12 protein-coding genes are annotated in these 17,032 nt (G+C 65.2%); 8 read left to right on the top strand and 4 right to left on the bottom strand.

What is annotated here, in order from left to right:
- Positions 1 to 13: 13 nt before the first annotated feature.
- Positions 14 to 457, bottom strand: a complete 444-nt coding sequence (locus tag LDO54_RS10090) for a MarR family winged helix-turn-helix transcriptional regulator (protein ID WP_065059047.1) — start codon at positions 455 to 457, stop codon at positions 14 to 16.
- Between the two features lie 478 nt (positions 458 to 935).
- Between LDO54_RS10090 and LDO54_RS10085 the strand changes: the two genes are divergently transcribed.
- From LDO54_RS10085 to LDO54_RS10070, 4 genes are all read left to right on the top strand, one after another.
- The gene (locus LDO54_RS10085) at positions 936 to 2,246 is read left to right on the top strand and encodes an MFS transporter (RefSeq protein ID WP_224009781.1); all 1,311 of its coding nucleotides are present in this window, start codon (positions 936 to 938) and stop codon (positions 2,244 to 2,246) included.
- Between the two features lie 406 nt (positions 2,247 to 2,652).
- On the top strand, positions 2,653 to 4,017 hold the full coding sequence (qhpG, locus tag LDO54_RS10080; RefSeq protein WP_224009779.1) for a flavin-dependent monooxygenase QhpG: 1,365 nt from the start codon (positions 2,653 to 2,655) through the stop codon (positions 4,015 to 4,017).
- 361 nt (positions 4,018 to 4,378) lie between these two features.
- On the top strand, positions 4,379 to 5,203 hold the full coding sequence (locus LDO54_RS10075; protein ID WP_224009778.1) for an alpha/beta fold hydrolase: 825 nt from the start codon (positions 4,379 to 4,381) through the stop codon (positions 5,201 to 5,203).
- Positions 5,204 to 5,936: 733 nt separating this feature from the next.
- The gene (locus LDO54_RS10070; protein WP_224009776.1) at positions 5,937 to 8,180 is read left to right on the top strand and encodes an NADP-dependent isocitrate dehydrogenase; all 2,244 of its coding nucleotides are present in this window, start codon (positions 5,937 to 5,939) and stop codon (positions 8,178 to 8,180) included.
- A gap of 113 nt (positions 8,181 to 8,293) precedes the next feature.
- Here LDO54_RS10070 and LDO54_RS10065 read toward each other — a convergent pair whose 3' ends face one another.
- A complete protein-coding gene (locus LDO54_RS10065; RefSeq protein ID WP_224009774.1) occupies positions 8,294 to 8,758 on the bottom strand; it encodes a GNAT family N-acetyltransferase in 465 nt (154 codons plus the stop codon).
- Between the two features lie 144 nt (positions 8,759 to 8,902).
- On the opposite strand from LDO54_RS10065, the gene LDO54_RS10060 reads away from it, so the two are divergent.
- The 3 genes from LDO54_RS10060 (at position 8,903) to LDO54_RS10050 (ending at position 11,340) form a co-directional block, all read left to right on the top strand.
- Complete coding sequence (locus LDO54_RS10060) at positions 8,903 to 9,817, top strand: LysR family transcriptional regulator (RefSeq protein WP_224009772.1); 915 nt, start codon at positions 8,903 to 8,905, stop codon at positions 9,815 to 9,817.
- A gap of 160 nt (positions 9,818 to 9,977) precedes the next feature.
- A complete protein-coding gene (locus LDO54_RS10055; RefSeq protein ID WP_224009770.1) occupies positions 9,978 to 10,949 on the top strand; it encodes a GGDEF domain-containing protein in 972 nt (323 codons plus the stop codon).
- 163 nt (positions 10,950 to 11,112) lie between these two features.
- On the top strand, positions 11,113 to 11,340 hold the full coding sequence (locus LDO54_RS10050) for a hypothetical protein (RefSeq protein ID WP_224009768.1): 228 nt from the start codon (positions 11,113 to 11,115) through the stop codon (positions 11,338 to 11,340).
- 21 nt (positions 11,341 to 11,361) lie between these two features.
- Here the strand turns inward: LDO54_RS10050 and cynR are convergent, their stop codons facing one another.
- Positions 11,362 to 12,264 carry a transcriptional regulator CynR gene (gene cynR, locus LDO54_RS10045; protein ID WP_224009767.1) on the bottom strand — a complete coding sequence of 301 codons (903 nt, stop codon included), beginning with the start codon at positions 12,262 to 12,264 and terminating at the stop codon, positions 11,362 to 11,364.
- 224 nt (positions 12,265 to 12,488) lie between these two features.
- Here cynR and LDO54_RS10040 point away from each other — a divergent pair, with 224 nt between their 5' ends.
- On the top strand, positions 12,489 to 12,698 hold the full coding sequence (locus LDO54_RS10040; RefSeq protein ID WP_224009765.1) for a hypothetical protein: 210 nt from the start codon (positions 12,489 to 12,491) through the stop codon (positions 12,696 to 12,698).
- A 54-nt stretch (positions 12,699 to 12,752) separates the two neighbouring features.
- Here the strand turns inward: LDO54_RS10040 and LDO54_RS10035 are convergent, their stop codons facing one another.
- The gene (locus LDO54_RS10035; protein WP_224009763.1) at positions 12,753 to 17,003 is read right to left on the bottom strand and encodes a bifunctional nitrate reductase/sulfite reductase flavoprotein subunit alpha; all 4,251 of its coding nucleotides are present in this window, start codon (positions 17,001 to 17,003) and stop codon (positions 12,753 to 12,755) included.
- Positions 17,004 to 17,032 lie beyond the last annotated feature (29 nt).

Here is a 17,032-nt window from a genome sequence, read left to right as displayed (position 1 = left end):
CGTTTTTACTACGTTATTCGCCGTCCGATTCCATCATCTTGCGCAGCAGGAACAGCAGCGCCACGCGCTCGCCCGCGTTGAGTTCGCCGTAAGTGCGCTCGGTCACCTGCTTCGCGAACGGCACCGTGCGCTCGATCAGCGCGAGACCGGCGGGCGTGGCGCGCACGAGCAGCTTACGGCCGTCATTGGGGTCGGGCAGCACTTCGATCAGCGCACGCGACTTCAGGCGCTCGACCACGCCGCGAATGGTGGCCTGGTCGATGGCCGTGGTCTTGACGATGTCGTTGAGCGAGCAGCCCTGCTTTTCCTTCACGGCGCACAGCGTGACGAACTGCGCGGCGGTGAGGTCGGAATCGGGAATGGCTTCCTGGAAGATCGAGACGTGACGCTGATAGGCGCGGCGCAGCAGATGGCCCACCTGATCGTGGAAGTCGTAAGAGTCCTTGGGAGACGGCATGAAGATCCGGCCGGAAACGGCCTGTTGGCGAAAAAATGTAGTGTACACCTTAGACATTGACGCCCGATACGCGCGGCAGCGCGCAATTTGCTTTCGATCATCCGCGCATTTATTACGCCGATGCAGGGACGAAAACGAACGAGCGTGCCACGAGGCTCGGCCAACGCAAGGATCAGGCCAGTCGCAATCCAGCGTCGACGCTATGAATTCGAGCGTATTCGCACAAATTTAGTGCTGTTTCAGCACCATCTCGCTGCGTGAACAAGCCCGCATTCGCAGCGCAAATACGCCTTGTTTAAAGGCTGAAAGCTTCGCCAACGCGCGCCTGATGAAAACCCTTACCTCTACCGATTCACCAGAATATTTAGAGCGTATACGCTTAGTTTTTGACATGCTATACAGTCATCTGTGAGCGCTCGATGTGTGCACGCATCGGACGACTAACTTCCATCCGCTTCATCCCACCAGGGAGCCTTCCATGTCAACCGTGCAATCCGGCAGCGCCACACTTTCACCTGCCGGCGCCCAACACGGCGAGCTATACCGCAAGGTCACGTTCCGCCTCATCACGATCTTTTGTCTGTGCTATTTCGCGGCCTACCTGGACCGGATCAACATCGGCCTCGCGAAGCTCCAGATGCTCGACGCGCTCAAGTTCAGCGACACGATCTACGGTCTCGGCGCGGGCCTGTTCTTCGCGGGCTATATCCTCTTCGAAGTGCCGAGCAACCTCATTCTTCAGCGCGTGGGCGCGAAGCTGTGGATCGCGCGCATCATGATCACGTGGGGCATTCTCTCGGGCGCGACGATGTTCGTGACCACGCCCATGCAGTTCTATATCGTGCGCTTCCTGCTGGGCGTGGCCGAAGCCGGCTTCCTGCCCGGCGTGCTGCTCTACCTCACGCAGTGGTATCCCGACGCGCGGCGCGCGCGCATCGTCGCGCTGTTCATGGTGGGCCTGCCGCTCTCCAGCATGATCGGCAGCCCGATCTCGGGCTGGATCATGCGCTTCTTCGACGGCGCACACGGCCTCGGCGGCTGGCAATGGCTGTTCTTCATCGAAGCCCTGCCCTCGGTGCTGCTCGGCCTCGCGATCCTGCGCTGGCTGCCGAACAACATCGAATCGGCACCGTGGCTCGACGCGCAGGAAAAGAAGACCTTGCGCGGCAATCTCGACGCCGATTCCACCGGCGGCAAGAACCATGCGCTCGGCAAGGCCTTTGTCGATCCGAAGGTGTGGGCGCTCGGCCTGATCGATCTGTGCGTGCTGCTCGGCCTCTACGCCGTGAGCTTCTGGCTGCCGACGATCCTGCGCGACACCGGCGTGAAAGACACCTACACGATCGGCTGGCTGATGGCCGTGCCCAACGCCGCCGCCGTGATCGCCACGCTCTGGTGCGGCGCGAGTTCGGACCGTCTGCGCGAGCGCCGCTGGCATATCGTGGTGCCCTTCCTCGTCGCGTCCGTGGCGCTGGCCGTCGCGGCGGGCGGCTCGCACGGCACGCTGTCGACCGTGCTGCTGTTCTCGCTCGTGAACGCGGGCGCGGCAGCAGCCATGCCGGTCGTGTGGTCGCTGCCCTCGACCTTTCTCAAGGGCTCGGCGGCGGCGGGCGGCATTGCCTTCGCGTGTTCGATTGCGAACCTCGGCGGCTTCGGCAGCACCTACTTCATCGGCTGGCTGCGCGATACCTTCCATTCGCAAAGCGCCGGCCTGTATGGCTTCGCTGTCTGCATGGTGATCGGCGGCGCGCTGGCGCTGTCGTATCCGAAGCAGGTCGTCAATCGCTGATCGACCTGGGGCGCGCATGATGGCATAGCGTTGTCTGAAACACGTTAGCCGAACCATCCGCTGGCAATTTTCAAACCCGCTCGGAAGAACGCGCATCGCCGTCCCTCAACCGGACGGCGATGCGCTTTTCATTGGACGAATCATTCAGCACCACGCATCAATCGTGCGAGCACGATCGTTCATACGCATCGCGCATTACCCATCCGCATGACAAGGGCACCCATCGCGCATCAGGTCGAAATACGCCGAAAAAAATGCGTCTTTGACCGGATGGACTTATCGCGGCAACCATGCCAGATTGCCCTTTCATGCGCGTCATCTACGAAGATGACGCCCCGCTTCACTCACAACGGGGGACAGTGTGCACCACCCGATTTTCTCCCCTGCCCACGCTGGCTGAATGGCGATGAGCATCGAACGCGCCAGCCCGCTGCGTACGGACCCGATGCGTACGCCCGCCGCGCCGCGCATCGTCGTGCTTGGCGCGGGGCCTGCGGGCGCCGCCGTCGCGCGCGCGCTCGCGATGCTCGGCTACGCGGTGCAAGTGGTCAGCGACTGGCGCCGTTTCGATGCTGTCGAAGCGTTGTCGACGCGCGTCATCGAAGGGCTGCGCCACGCGAATCTGCATCGCGCCGCCAGTTGCGCGCACGGACCTTGCGTGCGCACGACGCTCTGGAACGGCGTGCTGCAAACGCTTAACGCGGAGTTTCTGGTCGACCGCCGCGAGTTCGACGAAGCGCTGCGCGAGGACATGCGCAGCGCGGGCGTCGACGTGATCGAAGCGAACGTGCGTACGCTGCAATCGTCACCGGACGGACACGATCTCATGATCGAGACCGGCGATGGCCCGCTCTCGCTGCGCGCCGACTTTCTCGTCGAGGCGCGCGGACGGCTCGCGCCGCTCATGCGCGACGCCACGCGCGGCCCGCAAACGCTCAGCCTGCTCAATAGCTGGGATGGCCAGCCCGGCAGCGCGGCCTGCGCCGTCGAAAGCCTGCCGGACGGCTGGGCGTGGATGGCGCGCCTGCCCGACGGCCGCTGTTACTGGCAGATGACGCTCGACGTCGCGTGCGCCGAGCTGCCGCCGCGCAACGAGTTGCCCGCATTCTGCGCGCGCATGCGCCACGCGCCGCTCGCGAGCGACTTCTTCGCGGGCGACACCGACACCGACGCGCGCCTCTACGCGCGCAGCAGCACAGCCACGCTCTGCGGACGCACGGGCGCGGACAACTGGCTGCGGGTCGGCGACGCGGCGCTGGCCGTCGATCCGTTGTCGGGCAACGGCATCTTCCAGTCCTTGTCGTCGGCCTTGCAGGCGCCCGCCGTGATTCACACGCTGCTGAGCTGCCCCGAGCGCGCGCCGCTCGCGCTGCGCTTTCATCAGCAGCGTATCGAACAGCTGTTCACGCGTTTCGCGCGCACGGGCCGCGACGTCTACGCGCTCGAACAGCGCTGGGCTACGCGCCCGTTCTGGGAAACGCGCCGCCTCTGGCCCGACGACGAACCCTCGCAATCGAGCGCCGATTTCAGCCAGCTGGTGATCGAGCGCGCGCCCGTGATCGACGGCGACCTGATCGCCGAAGCCGAAGTGGTCGTGACGCCCGATCAGCCGCTCGGCGTCTGGCATCTGCAAGGCGTGCCGCTCGCGCCCATCGTCGAAGCCTTGCGCAAGCAGCCCGCCGAACAGGTCCTCAAATCGCTCGATGCCGAACAGGCGCGCATGGTGCGCCACTGGCTGTCCGCACACGGCTATCCGCAGCCGTCGGCGTGAGGCATTGCGCGTGCTTTGTGCGTTTTTCACGCGTTCTTCACGCATGTTTCAAGCACCGCTTTCATCACGCGAACTGAAACACCCCGCGCGTTTATTACGCAAATGTGCACATGCACAGCTCGCGGCGCGGCGCGCGAATTCAAAATGCGCAGCGTGACGCCATCGCTTTTTCATCCTCTCTATACTCATGCGCGTGTCCGGGCCACGCTGCCGCGCACGCATGATTCCGTCTGATCGCGCATGACCTCCGGCGCCGGACGCAGCCTTCGCCACGCGGCCACGCGGCGCGTCGCGAAACCTCGCGGCTCCGGCGTCACTCCCCTCGTCGTTTCTTCCCCGGCTTGAACAAGGAGAGCTGCACATGAGCACGTTCACCACTCGCGATGGCACGTCGATTTTCTACAAGGATTGGGGCAGCGGACGCCCGGTCGTGTTCTCCCACGGCTGGCCGCTCACGGCCGACGCCTGGGACGCGCAAATGCTGTTTCTCGTGCAGCAGGGCTTTCGCACCATCGCGCACGACCGCCGCGGCCACGGCCGTTCGGACCAGCCCGCCAGGGGCAACGACATGGACACCTGGGCCGACGATCTCGCCGACCTGCTCGACAAGCTCGACGTGAAAGAAGCCACGCTCGTCGGCCATTCGACGGGCGGCGGCGAAGTCGCGCACTACATCGGCCGTCACGGCACGAAGCGGGTCGCGGGCGCGGTGCTGATCGGCGCGGTGCCGCCGATCATGATCAAGAGCGAAAAGAATCCCGGCGGGCTGCCGAAGGAGGTGTTCGACGGCATCCGCAAGGGCGTCGTCGACGATCGTTCGCAATTCTTCAAGGACCTCGCGGTGCCGTTCTACGGCTTCAATCGCGAAGGCGCGAAAGTCTCGCAGGGCACCATCGATTCGTTCTGGCAACAAGGCATGTGGGGCGGCATCCTCGCGCTCTACGAATGCGTGCACGAATTCTCGGAAGTCGATTACACCGAGGACCTGAAGAAGATCGACGTGCCCACGCTGATCCTGCACGGCGACGACGACCAGATCGTGCCGATCGACGACGCGGGCAAGCTCTCGGCGAAGATCGTCAAGGACGCCACGCTCAAGATTTATCCGGGCGGCCCGCACGGCATGTGCACGACGATGGCCGATCAGGTCAATGCGGATCTGCTGGCGTTTTTGAATCGCAAGTAAGCGTCTGCCACGCGGGCGCTTGCGCAAAAGCCGCAAGCCCCGCGTGCCGATCCATCTCGCGCAGCTCGTTCGCATACGTTGCGGTACACGCGCGGCGCGAGGCCGATGATCGCAACGAGTCCACCGATCGCCGCGGTCACAACCGCCCCGCCCGCGATCCAGTCCGGCGCATCTTCGCGCGCGTCCTTCTGCTTTTGCGCACACGCACAATCCGCGCTCGATCGCCGCATCGCCCCCTCCAATAATTCGCAAGGCAATCGATATCCGCACCGCATCCCGGTCCGGCGCCGATCGTTTTGCGCATTGCAGCACGACCAATACCCCACTAAACGACCAGGAAAACACCCCCCGAAACGATCTGTCCCGGAAAAAAATTCTTCTATAAGACTGCCCGATTCGGTCGGCTTTTCGCAAGGGTCTTTACCAGCTTGACAAAGAATCGAGGGCCAAAACGAAAATAGGCGCGGAAGGCCGCCGGAACGCCCTCGACACGCCATTAACCCTTATGCGACGGCCACTTGGCGCGATAACGTTTTCAGCGCGCGCCCCGCTCGAACACGCCAAACGCGACGTCTTCGTGACGAAACGACGCCACGCAACGCAATTTCACGATATGAAATCCTTGTTCGATTGGCCCCCGGGCCGCTCCAAAATCAGGCAAAATCCAGGTGTTTCGCCGACTGCGCGCAGCCGGTGGTGTCACCACCCTGTTTGAGAACCCGCCAAGAAGCCGATGAGTACCCAGCAACCCACCATCATCTATACCCTGACCGATGAAGCGCCGCTGCTCGCCACCAGCGCGTTTCTGCCGATCATCCGCACCTTCGCTGCGCCGGCCGGCGTGAACGTCGAGACCAGCGATATTTCCGTGGCGGGCCGTATCCTCGGCGAGTTTCCCGAATTCCTCGCGGAAGAGCAGCGCGTCCCCGACAACCTGGCTGAGCTGGGCCGTCTGACGCAACTGCCGGAAACCAACATCATCAAGCTGCCGAACATCAGCGCATCGGTGCCGCAGCTCGTCGCCGCGATCAAGGAACTGCAGGGCAAGGGCTACAAGATCCCCGACTTCCCCGAAGATCCGAAGACCGACGAAGAAAAGGCCATCCAGAAGCGTTATTCGAAGTGCCTCGGCTCGGCCGTGAACCCGGTCCTGCGTGAAGGCAACTCGGACCGCCGCGCACCGCTGGCCGTCAAGAACTACGCGAAGAAGCACCCGCACAGCATGGGCGAGTGGAGCATGGCTTCGCGCACGCACGTCGCGCACATGAAGCATGGCGACTTCTATCACGGCGAAAAGTCGATCACGACCGACAAGGCGCGCGAAGTGCGCATGGAACTCGTGACGAAGAGCGGCGAAACCATCGTCCTCAAGCCGAAGGTTTCGCTGCAGGCCGGCGAGATCGTCGACAGCATGTTCATGAGCAAGACCGCGCTGCTGGCTTTCTACGAAGACCAGATGGAAGACGCGCGCAAGACGGGCATCATGCTCTCGCTGCACGTGAAGGCGACCATGATGAAGGTCTCGCACCCGATCGTGTTCGGCCACGCCGTGCGCACGTTCTACAAGGACGCGTTCGCGAAGCACGCCAAGCTGTTCGAACAACTGGGCGTGAACGTCAACAACGGTCTCGTCGATCTGTACACGAAGATCGAAGCGCTGCCGGAATCGCAGCGTGAAGAAGTCATCCGCGACATGCACGCGTGCCACGAGCACCGTCCGGCGCTGGCGATGGTCGATTCGGCCAAGGGCATCTCGAACCTGCACGCACCGAACGACGTGATCGTCGACGCATCGATGCCCGCGATGATTCGCGCAGGCGGCAAGATGTGGGGCGCCGACGGCCGTCCGGCCGACACGAAGTGCCTGATCCCGGAAAGCACGTTCGCGCGCATCTACCAGGAAATCATCAACTTCTGCAAGACCAACGGCGCATTCGACCCGAAGACCATGGGCACGGTGCCGAACGTCGGCCTGATGGCGCAGAAGGCTGAAGAGTACGGTTCGCACGACAAGACCTTCGAAATCCCGCAGGACGGCACGGCGCGCATCGTCGACAACGCCACCGGCGAAGTGCTCGAAGCCCTCACGCAGCCGGTCGAGCAAGGCGACATCTGGCGCATGTGCCTCGTGAAGGACGCGCCGATCCGCGACTGGGTCAAGCTCGCCGTCACGCGCGCGAAGAACTCGGGCACGCCGGCCGTGTTCTGGCTCGACCCGTACCGTCCGCACGAAAACGAAGTGATCAAGAAGGTCGAAACGTACCTGAAGGATTACGACCTGACGGGCCTCGACATCCAGATCATGTCGCAAGTTCGCGCGATGCGTTACACGCTCGAGCGCGTGATCCGCGGCCTGGACACGATCTCGGTCACCGGCAACATCCTGCGCGACTACCTGACCGACCTGTTCCCGATCATGGAACTGGGCACGTCGGCGAAGATGCTCTCGATCGTTCCGCTGATGGCCGGCGGCGGCATGTACGAAACGGGCGCAGGCGGTTCGGCGCCGAAGCACGTGCAGCAGCTGGTTCAGGAAGACCACCTGCGCTGGGACTCGCTCGGCGAATTCCTCGCGCTGGCCGTCTCGCTGGAAGACCTCGGCATCAAGACGAACAACGCGCGCGCCAAGCTGCTCGCGAAGACGCTCGACGCCGCGACCGGCAAGCTGCTCGACAACAACAAGGGCCCGTCGCCGAAGACCGGCGAGCTGGACAACCGCGGCAGCCAGTTCTATCTGTCGCTGTTCTGGGCGCAAGAGCTGGCCGCGCAGAAGGACGACGCGGAACTCGCCGCTCACTTCGCGCCGCTCGCGAAGGCACTGGCCGAGAACGAGCAGAAGATCGTCGGCGAACTGGCCGCTGTTCAGGGCAAGCCGGTCGATATCGGCGGCTACTACAAGCCTGACTTCGCGAAGCTCGCGGAAGTCATGCGTCCGAGCAAGACGTTCAACGACGCGCTCGCAGCCGCAGCGAAGTAAGTGTCGATCATGCGCCTCGCCTTGCGCGGGGCGTCGTGAGCGTCACGCAAAAACGCCCTTGCAGCATCATGCTGCAAGGGCGTTTTTTTGCGCTCAATATTAGTTCGACATACTTACTTTTTATTCAGCGCGATTTCATAGCGGATATGTCCGCTGCGCGGCACGATGCGGTCGTACACGGCCTGCGCCGCTTCGTTCGCCTCGTTCGTGATCCAGTAAATGCGAAACCAGTGCTCGCGCTCGCCGATCTCCCGCAGCCGCTCGATGAAGGCCGTGGCCACGCCCTTTCTGCGCCCTTCCGGCGCCACGTAGAGGTCTTCCAGATAGCAGACTTGCTGGTCGCTCCATGTGTTCGGATGCAGCACGTAATTGCACAGACCGAGCGGCTCACCGCCCTCCCCGTGTGCGATCAGCGCGTGAATCGGCTCCGCGGGATCGGCGATGCGCGACCACGTGCGTGCGGTCACGCGCTCGTCGAGCGTCACGTCATAGTGACGGCAATAGGCCTGCCAGAGCGCGAGCCACGCGGCATGATCGGCGGCCTCGATGGGACGGATGGCGAAATCGGCGGACGGCACGAACGGGCTCCTCGTTATCGTTCACGGCACGCCCTCATCGTACCCGATTACTTCGCTATCCTGCCGACCTCCCGCGCTGGACGGCCGCCTCGCAACCCGTTATGCTGAAATCATCCATCTCGATGACACAGCAAATCTGAAATCATGCCCGCCGATATCAGGACGATCGACCTGAACCTCTTGCGCGCGCTCGACGCCCTGCTCGACGAGCGCAACGTCACGCGCGCGGCGCGCCGTCTCGCGCTCACGCAGCCCGCCGTGAGCGGCATGCTCGTGCGCCTGCGCGAAGCCTTCGACGACCCGCTGTTCATCCGCACCCAGCGCGGCATCGCGCCCACGTTGCGCGCGCTCGAACTCGTCGCGCCGCTCAAGCAGATTCTCGGCGAAGTGGAAACGCTGCTCACGCCGCAAGCCTTCGATCCCGCGAGCGCCGACTTCACGCTCACGCTCGCCGCCACCGATTACGCGCTGCAAGCCGTCGTCGCGCCGTATCTCGCGGTGCTGCGCCGCGAAGCGCCGGGCATCCGCGTGGCCGTGGTGCCGGTGCAGGATCCATCGCTGCACGCGCAACTGGCGCGCGGCGACGTGGACGTGGCGCTCGTCACGCCCGAGAGCACGCCCGCCGATCTGCACGCGCGGCGTCTGTTCGACGAGCGCTATGTGTGCGTGATGCGCGCCGATCATCCCGACGCCGCGCGCGGACGCATCACGCTCGCGCGTTTTTGCGCGCTCGATCATGCGCTGGTGTCGTACACGGGCGGCGGCTTTCATGGCGTCACCGACGAAGCGCTCGCGCAGCATGGCCGCACGCGCCGCGTCGCGCTCTCGGTCACGAGCTTTCTCGTGCTGCCCGAAATCCTGCGCGCGAGCGATCTGATCGCCGTGGTCCCGCAACGTCTCGCGCAGCGCGCCGAAGGCCTCGCCGTGCTGCCCGCTCCGCTGGAGATTCCTGGCTTCACGAAGACCGCCGCGTGGCACGAACGTACGCATCGCGATCCGGCGCGGCGCTGGGCACGCGCATTGCTCTTTGAAACCTGTGCATCGATTCAAAGCGCTTAAACCCAACAAGCGCGAGTCGAGCGCGAATTGAGTGATTCGTCCAGCATTCGATTCTGCTTGCGAACGCAGCGATTTCGAAAGGCGGCACGCCACATAACTCGCGTTCGACAGACGCCTGGCGTTAGAATCGAAACTCCCATCGTTCACATCGCCCTCACTCATGCTCCGACCGTCTGCACCGGAAAACGAAGCCGAGCGTGTGGAGACACTGCGGTCGTTTCAGATCCTCGACACGCAACCCGAGGAACGCTTCGACCGCATCACGCGCCTCGCACGACGTCTGTTCAACGTGCCGATCGCCGCCGTCACGCTCGTCGACACGCGGCGTCAATGGTTCAAGTCGCATCCGGGTCTCGACGTCTCCGAAACCCCGCGCGACGTCTCGTTCTGCGGCCATGCGATTCTCGGCGACGACCTCTTCTTCGTCAGCGACGCGCGCACGGACGTGCGCTTCGCCGACAACCCGCTCGTCACGGGCGCGCCGAACATCCGCTTCTACGCGGGCTGTCCGCTCTCGGCCGGACAGCAGATGCGGATCGGCACGCTCTGTCTGATCGACAGCCGCCCGCGCGAATTCGACGACGAAGAACGCGTGGTGCTGCGCGACCTCGCCGACATGGCGCAGGAAGAAATCGCCGCCACGCAGATGGCGACCACCGACGAACTCACCGGCCTGTCGAACCGGCGCGGCTTCAAACAGCTCGCCGAACAATCGTTGCGCATGCGCCGCAGCGCGCAGCGGCCCGTCTCGCTGCTCTATCTCGACCTCAACGGCTTCAAGCAGATCAACGACACCTACGGTCACGCCGAAGGCGATCACGCACTCGTTGCGTTCGCAACGATCTTGCTGACCGCATTGCGCGAAGGCGACGTGATCGGCCGGCTGGGCGGCGACGAGTTCGCGGTGCTGCTCGGCGACGCCGACGAAGCCGGCACGCTCGCCGCCATCGAACGCATCCGCACGCAGCTCGACGTATTCAACCGCACGGCGCGCAAGCCCTACGAACTGCGTTGCAGCGTCGGCAACGCGGCGGCCGGCGGCGACTTCACGGGTTCGATCGACGACTTGATGGTGCGCGCCGACACCTCGATGTATCAGCAAAAGCGCGCCACGGGCAGCGAGCGTCGATAACAACGGCCGCCAGGCGCGCCACCAGCCCATCATGCGTTTTTCGCATGTTTTTCGCGGCGTCTATTTTTGTCCGCGGATGTCGTCCGATTTCCGGCGACGTATCGTCATGACGTGCGGCACGCTTTTTGCGTGCACACGATGACTACGTTCGTCGGGGATCGACATGATGAAATCACTACACGAAGCGCGCGAGCGCACGATGATGGCCGCGACCGGCCTGGCCGTCGGACTCGCCGCCACGGCGGCGGGCGCGGGACTCTGGTTGCGCGCGCTGGCCAGCGACAGTGCCGCGAACGCCGACGTTCAATCGGCTTCGGTGGCCGCCATCCTGCTCGGCGTGTTTCTCGCGACCTGCGCGGGCCACGAAATCTGGCGCGGCCGCGCGCGCTAAGCGCCTTCGCAGCCCGCTATTTCAGGCGCCTACGCGCTCCAGGCCCTCTTCCTCGATCATCGCCATCAGGAGCGTCGTGAAGGCGCTCGCGGCGAGCGTGGGCGTCGCGCGCTTGCGCGCCAGCAGCGCCACCGTGCGTTGCGGCAACGCGGGCGTGACCGGCACGCTGGCGAGTCCGCGATGCTCGCGCAGCACCGTGGAAGGCAGCACGGTCGCGAGCGCGCCGTCCTTCACGAGCTTGAGCACGGTGCCCACGGCATTGGCCTGCACGATCACGGGTGGGCTAATCTGGTGCGCACGAAAATAGGCATCGGCGAATTTACGCACCACGAAATCCGGGCTCAGCAGTGCGAGCGGCACGTCCTGAAGCTGTTGCGCCGTGATCGGCTTGCGCCGCCGCGCGAGCGCGTGGCCCGTGCCGACCAGCAGCGAGATCGGCTCCGCGAAAAGCGGCTGGGTGTGCAGTTGCTCGGAGCGCACATCGGTAAAGCCGATGCCGAGATCGAGCGCGTCGCGTTCGAGCCGCGATTCGATTTCTTCGAGCGGCAGTTCGCTCACTTCCACGGCGATGGCGGGATGCGCCGCATGAAAACGGCGCAGCGCGGGACCGATCAGATATTCGGCGAAGGTGGGCGCATAGGCGAGGCGCAGCAAACCGCGCGTGAGGCCGCGCACGTCCTGCAAGGCGCGCTTGCCCGCGTCGAGATGATCGAGCGCCTTGCGCGCGTGCTCGATATAGACGCGCCCGAAATCGGTGAGACTGATCGCGCGGCCGCTGCGGTCGAACAGCGCCGCGCCGAGTTCTTCTTCGAGCTGACGAATCTGCTGCGAAAGCGCCGGCTGCGAGACGTGCAGCACCTCGGCCGCGCGGGTGAAATTCTTCAACTCGGCCACGGTGAGCACGTAGCGGATCGGGCGAAGCATCAAGGCGGCGGTCTCCTGGATTGGGCTCAGCGGTGTTCTCAGCGCACCTTTCGATTGTCCGACATCGACGCCACCTCCGCCCGCAGCGACACTGCAATCCAATCATAAGGCGCGCTTATCGTGCCGATCGCAATAACGTCTTGGACGCGCGCGGGCGCGCTGCGCAAAATGGGGTCGTGCGCGCCCAACCTCGGCGCGCCCTCATTCTACCGTCGGGGGAAAGGATGTTCGAAGCTTTCGCGATGTCCGCCGTCGCCGTCACGGCGGGGGCGAGTCTGACCTTCCTGTGCGCGATCCTGTTGCCGGATACGCTCGCGAAAAAGAGCGCCGAGCACGGCCGCTACGCGGCGCTCGGCACCGCGCCGGGCCGTCCGGCGAGCACGCGTGCGCGGGGCGAACGGCGCGTGCGCCGCCATCGGCATGCGCTGCCGTAACGGCTCGATGGCCTCAATGCGCGCGATAACGTCAGCTGAAATGCGCGCCCGCGTTCAGTACACGTCGCGCACGTAGCGCTTGTCGCGCGCCATCTGTCCGACGTATTCACTGGCGGCCTCGTCGCTCATGCCGCCATGCTGCGCGACCACCGACTTGAGCGCGGCATCCACGTCCTTGGCCATGCGGCTCGCGTCGCCGCAGACGTACAGATGCGCGCCCTCTTCGAGCCATGACCACATCTGTGCGCCCTGCTCGCGCATGCGGTCCTGCACATAGATCTTGTCCTGCTGATCGCGCGAGAACGCGAGGTCGAGGCGATTGAGCAGACCGTCGTCGCGCATCTGCTCCAGTTCCTCGCGATAGTAGAAGTCGGTGGCCGCGTGCTGCTCGCCGAAAAACAGCCAGTTGCTGCCCGAGTCGCCGCGCGCGCGGCGCTCGTGCAGGAAGGCGCGGAACGGCGCGACGCCCGTGCCGGGGCCGACCATGATCATCGGCGTATCGCCATGGCGCGGCGGACGGAAGTGCGTGCTTTTCTGCACGAACACGGGCACGCTGCCTTCGGCCACGCGGTCGGCGAGAAACGTCGACGCCACGCCTTTGCGCTCGCGGCGGCCGTTGTTGTAGCGCACCGCCGAGACCGTCAGGTGCACCTCGCCCGCATGCGCCTTCGGGCTCGACGAAATCGAATAGAGGCGCGGCTGAAGTCGCTTGAGCATGCCGATCAGTTCGGGCGCCGAGAGTTCGACCGGGTATTCGTGCAGCACGTCGGCGAGCTGCTGGCCCCAGAGCCATTGCTTGAGGTCGCCCTTGCGGTCCTCGCCGAGCATCGCCGCGAGTCCCGTGTCCTTGGCACGCGCGGCGACGAAGGCCAGCGCGTCGGGACCGGGCCGCGCGATTTCGTAGTGCGTGGCGAGCGCCTCGGCGAGCCGCATCGTGCCCGCGCCCGGCACGTCCACGGAGGCGTCGCCGTGCAGATGCGTGAGATCGAGCAGTTCGTCGACGAGCGCCGGGCAGTTGGTCGGCCACACGCCGAGCGCATCGCCCGCTTCGTATTCGAGTCCCGCCTCGCCGGTGGCGAGCGAGAAATAACGCGTGTCTTTCGACGCGCCCTTCATGTTCAGGCGCACGTTGCCGATCAGACGCGACGCGGCGGGCCGCGCCTTGGTCGGCGCGCTGCCGGGCAGCGCCTCGGGAATCGCGCCGCCGGCGGGCACCGCGTGCAGCGCGGCGTCCTCTTCCTTGATGCGCAACACCACGCGATCGAGCCACGCGTCGGCGGCCTCCTGATACTCGCTGTCGCAATCCACGCGCGCCATCAGGCGTTGCGCGCCGAGCGCGTCGAGCCGCGCATCGAGATTGCGGCCGTGGCCGCAGAACTGATCGTAGTTGCGGTCGCCGAGCGCCAGCACGGCATAGCGCAGCGACGCGAGGCGCGGCGCATTCTCCGCCTTGAGCGCCGACCAGAACGGCTCGCCGTTATCGGGCGCATCGCCATCGCCGAACGTGCTGGTCATCAGCAGCACGTACTGGGCTTTTTCCAGCGTCTCCAGCGAATAATCGGCCATGCAGGTCGCGCGGATTTCGAAGCCCGACTCCATCAGCTGCATCGCGTAACGCTCGACCAGCGACTCGACATTGCCGGTCTGCGAGGCCCACAGCAGCGTCACTTTCGGACGCGCATGCGCGATGCGCACGGCCGAAGCCTTGTCGCCTTGCAGCGCGTGAATCGCGTGATTGCCCTGCGTCGATTGCGTCGATTGCGTCGATTGCGACGATTCCAGCGCGGCGGGCGCGCCGACGCTGAACAAGCCCGCCAGCGTGCCGTCGAGCCACGCGCGCGTGGCGGGCGCGAACGGCGCATGCGCGGGCAGCGACGGCACCGCTTCGCCGCGCGCCTGCGACGCACGCAAGCCGCCGACGAAACCCGCCAGCCAGAGCCGTTCCGTCTCGTTCAGCGACGGCGCGGCCAGCTCGCCCAGTCCAAACAGATTCGCAAACGCGTCGAGGCGCGCGCCGTCGTGGGTCACTTCGCGGGACATGGTACTTTCCTGGAGCAGTGGAGCGGCGGCGCGCTCGGGAGTCGGTTGGGCGTCGGGCGCGGCGGTGCCGGGTGCGGGCACGGCTTCGGCTTCGACGCGCGTCAGCGCGACTGCACAAAATTTTAGTTCGGGCTGCTGAGAAACGGCATCGATGGCGTCGTTGGTGACAGCGTTCACGCAGAGTTCGTCGCCGAACACGTCGTTCCAGTGCATCGGCGCGAAGCAGTTGCCGGGCATCACGCGATCGGTCACGACGGCGGGCAGCACGACGCGGCCGCGCCGCGAACGCACTTCCACGCGATCCTTCGCGGCGATGCCGAGCGCGCTCGCATCCTCGGGATGAATCTCGACGAACGGCGCCGGATTGAGCTTGTTGAGCATCGCCACCTTGCCGGTCTTGGTCATGGTGTGCCACTGATGCTGCAATCGGCCCGTATTGAAGACGATCGGGAAGGTGCCGTCGGGCAGTTCGGCGGGCGCAACGTGCGGACGCGCGAAGAACACGCCCTTGCCGTGCGGCGTGGCGAACGCGAGACGCGGGCGCGTGCCGTCGGCGTTTTCGCGCAGCGTCTGGCTCACGCCGTCGTTCAGATAGCGCAGCGGATTGCGCTCGCTTTGCGCGCCTTGCACATCGGCGGGCGCGCACGGCCATTGCAGCGGCGTTTCGCGCAGCTTAGCGTGGCTCGCGCCGCGCAGATCGTAGCCGGTCTTCGGATTCGAAAAGCCCACGATCTCGTCGAACACTTCCGCCGCGCTCGCGTAGCTGAATCCGTCTTCGTAACCCATCGCGCAGGCCACGCGCGCGATCAGTTCCCAGTCGGGCAGCGCCTCGCCCGGCGGCTCGACGGCTTGCTGCATGAGCGTCATGTTGCGCTCGGAATTGATCATCACGCCTTCGGCCTCGGCCCAGAGCGCGCCGGGCAGCAGCACGTCGGCGTAGGCGTTGGTCTCGGTGTCGAGAAACGCGTCCTGCGCGATCACGAGGTCGGCGGCGCGCAAACCGGCCACCACGTTCTTGCGGTTCGCGACCGAGGCCACCGGATTCGTGCAGATGATCCAGCACGCCTTGATCTCGCCGGCCGCCATGCGCTCGAACATGTCGATGGTGCCGCCGCCGAGTTTCGTCGTGAGCGTGCCGCGCGGCAGCGACCACGCGTCTTCCACGAAGCCGCGATCTTCCTCGGAGAGCACCGAGCGCTGGCCCGGCAGGCCCGGACCCATATAACCCATCTCGCGCCCGCCCATCGCATTGGGCTGGCCCGTGAGCGAAAACGGCCCGCTGCCGGGACGGCAGATCTTGCCGGTCGCCAGATGCAGATTGCAGATCGCGTTGGTGCTCCAGGTGCCGTGCGTACTCTGGTTCAGGCCCATGGTCCAGCAGGTCATGAACTCGGGCGCGTCGCCGATCATCTGCGCGGCGCGGCGGATATCGTCGGCGGGAATGCCGGTGATCTCCGCGACTTTCTCCGGCGTGTAGTCGGCGAGAAACGCGGGCATCTCGTCCCAGCCCTGCGTGTACTGCGCGATGAAAGCGGCATCCGTGCGGCCGTTTTCGTGCAGCAGATGCAGCAGGCCGTTGAGCAGCGCGAGGTCGGTGCCCGCCTTGATCTGCAGGAACAGCGAGGCCTTGTCGGCAGTCGCATTACGGCGCGGATCGACGACGATCAGCTTCGCGCCCGCCTTCACGCGATCCATCATGCGCAGGAACAGAATCGGATGGCAGTCCGCCATGTTCGCGCCGATCACGAAAAACAGATCGGCCTTGTCGAAGTCCTGATACGAACCGGGCGGGCCGTCCGCGCCGAGCGAGAGCTTGTAGCCGCTGCCCGCGCTCGCCATGCACAGGCGCGAATTCGACTCGATGTTATTGGTGCCGACATAGCCCTTCGCGAGCTTGTTGACGAGGTACTGCGCCTCGATCGACATCTGGCCCGAGACGTAGAACGAAAGCGCTTCGGGGCCGTGCGCGTCGAGCGTTGCGCGCAGCCGTGCGGCCGTGTCGGCGATCGCCTGGGCGATCGGCAGCGGCACCGGGTCCTCGTCGCGCGCGTGACGCACGAACGCGCGTTCGAGACGGCCCGAATTGCGCAGCGCCACGTGCGCCGACGAACCCTTCGTGCACAGACGTCCGAAGTTGGTCGGATGCTCGGCGTCGCCGGCGATCTTCGTGACCGCGCCATCCTCGACGTGCAGGATCATGCCGCAGCCCACACCGCAGTATGGGCACACGGTCTTGACGGTTTTCGCGGACTTCGGGCTGGTCATGCGCGTTCGGGCCTGGCTGGTGTGATCGA

Origin of the sequence: Paraburkholderia tropica, from assembly GCF_914484835.1 — a bacterium.
Lineage (GTDB): Bacteria > Pseudomonadota > Gammaproteobacteria > Burkholderiales > Burkholderiaceae > Paraburkholderia > Paraburkholderia tropica_A.
This window is presented reverse-complemented; position numbering and strand designations above follow the sequence as displayed.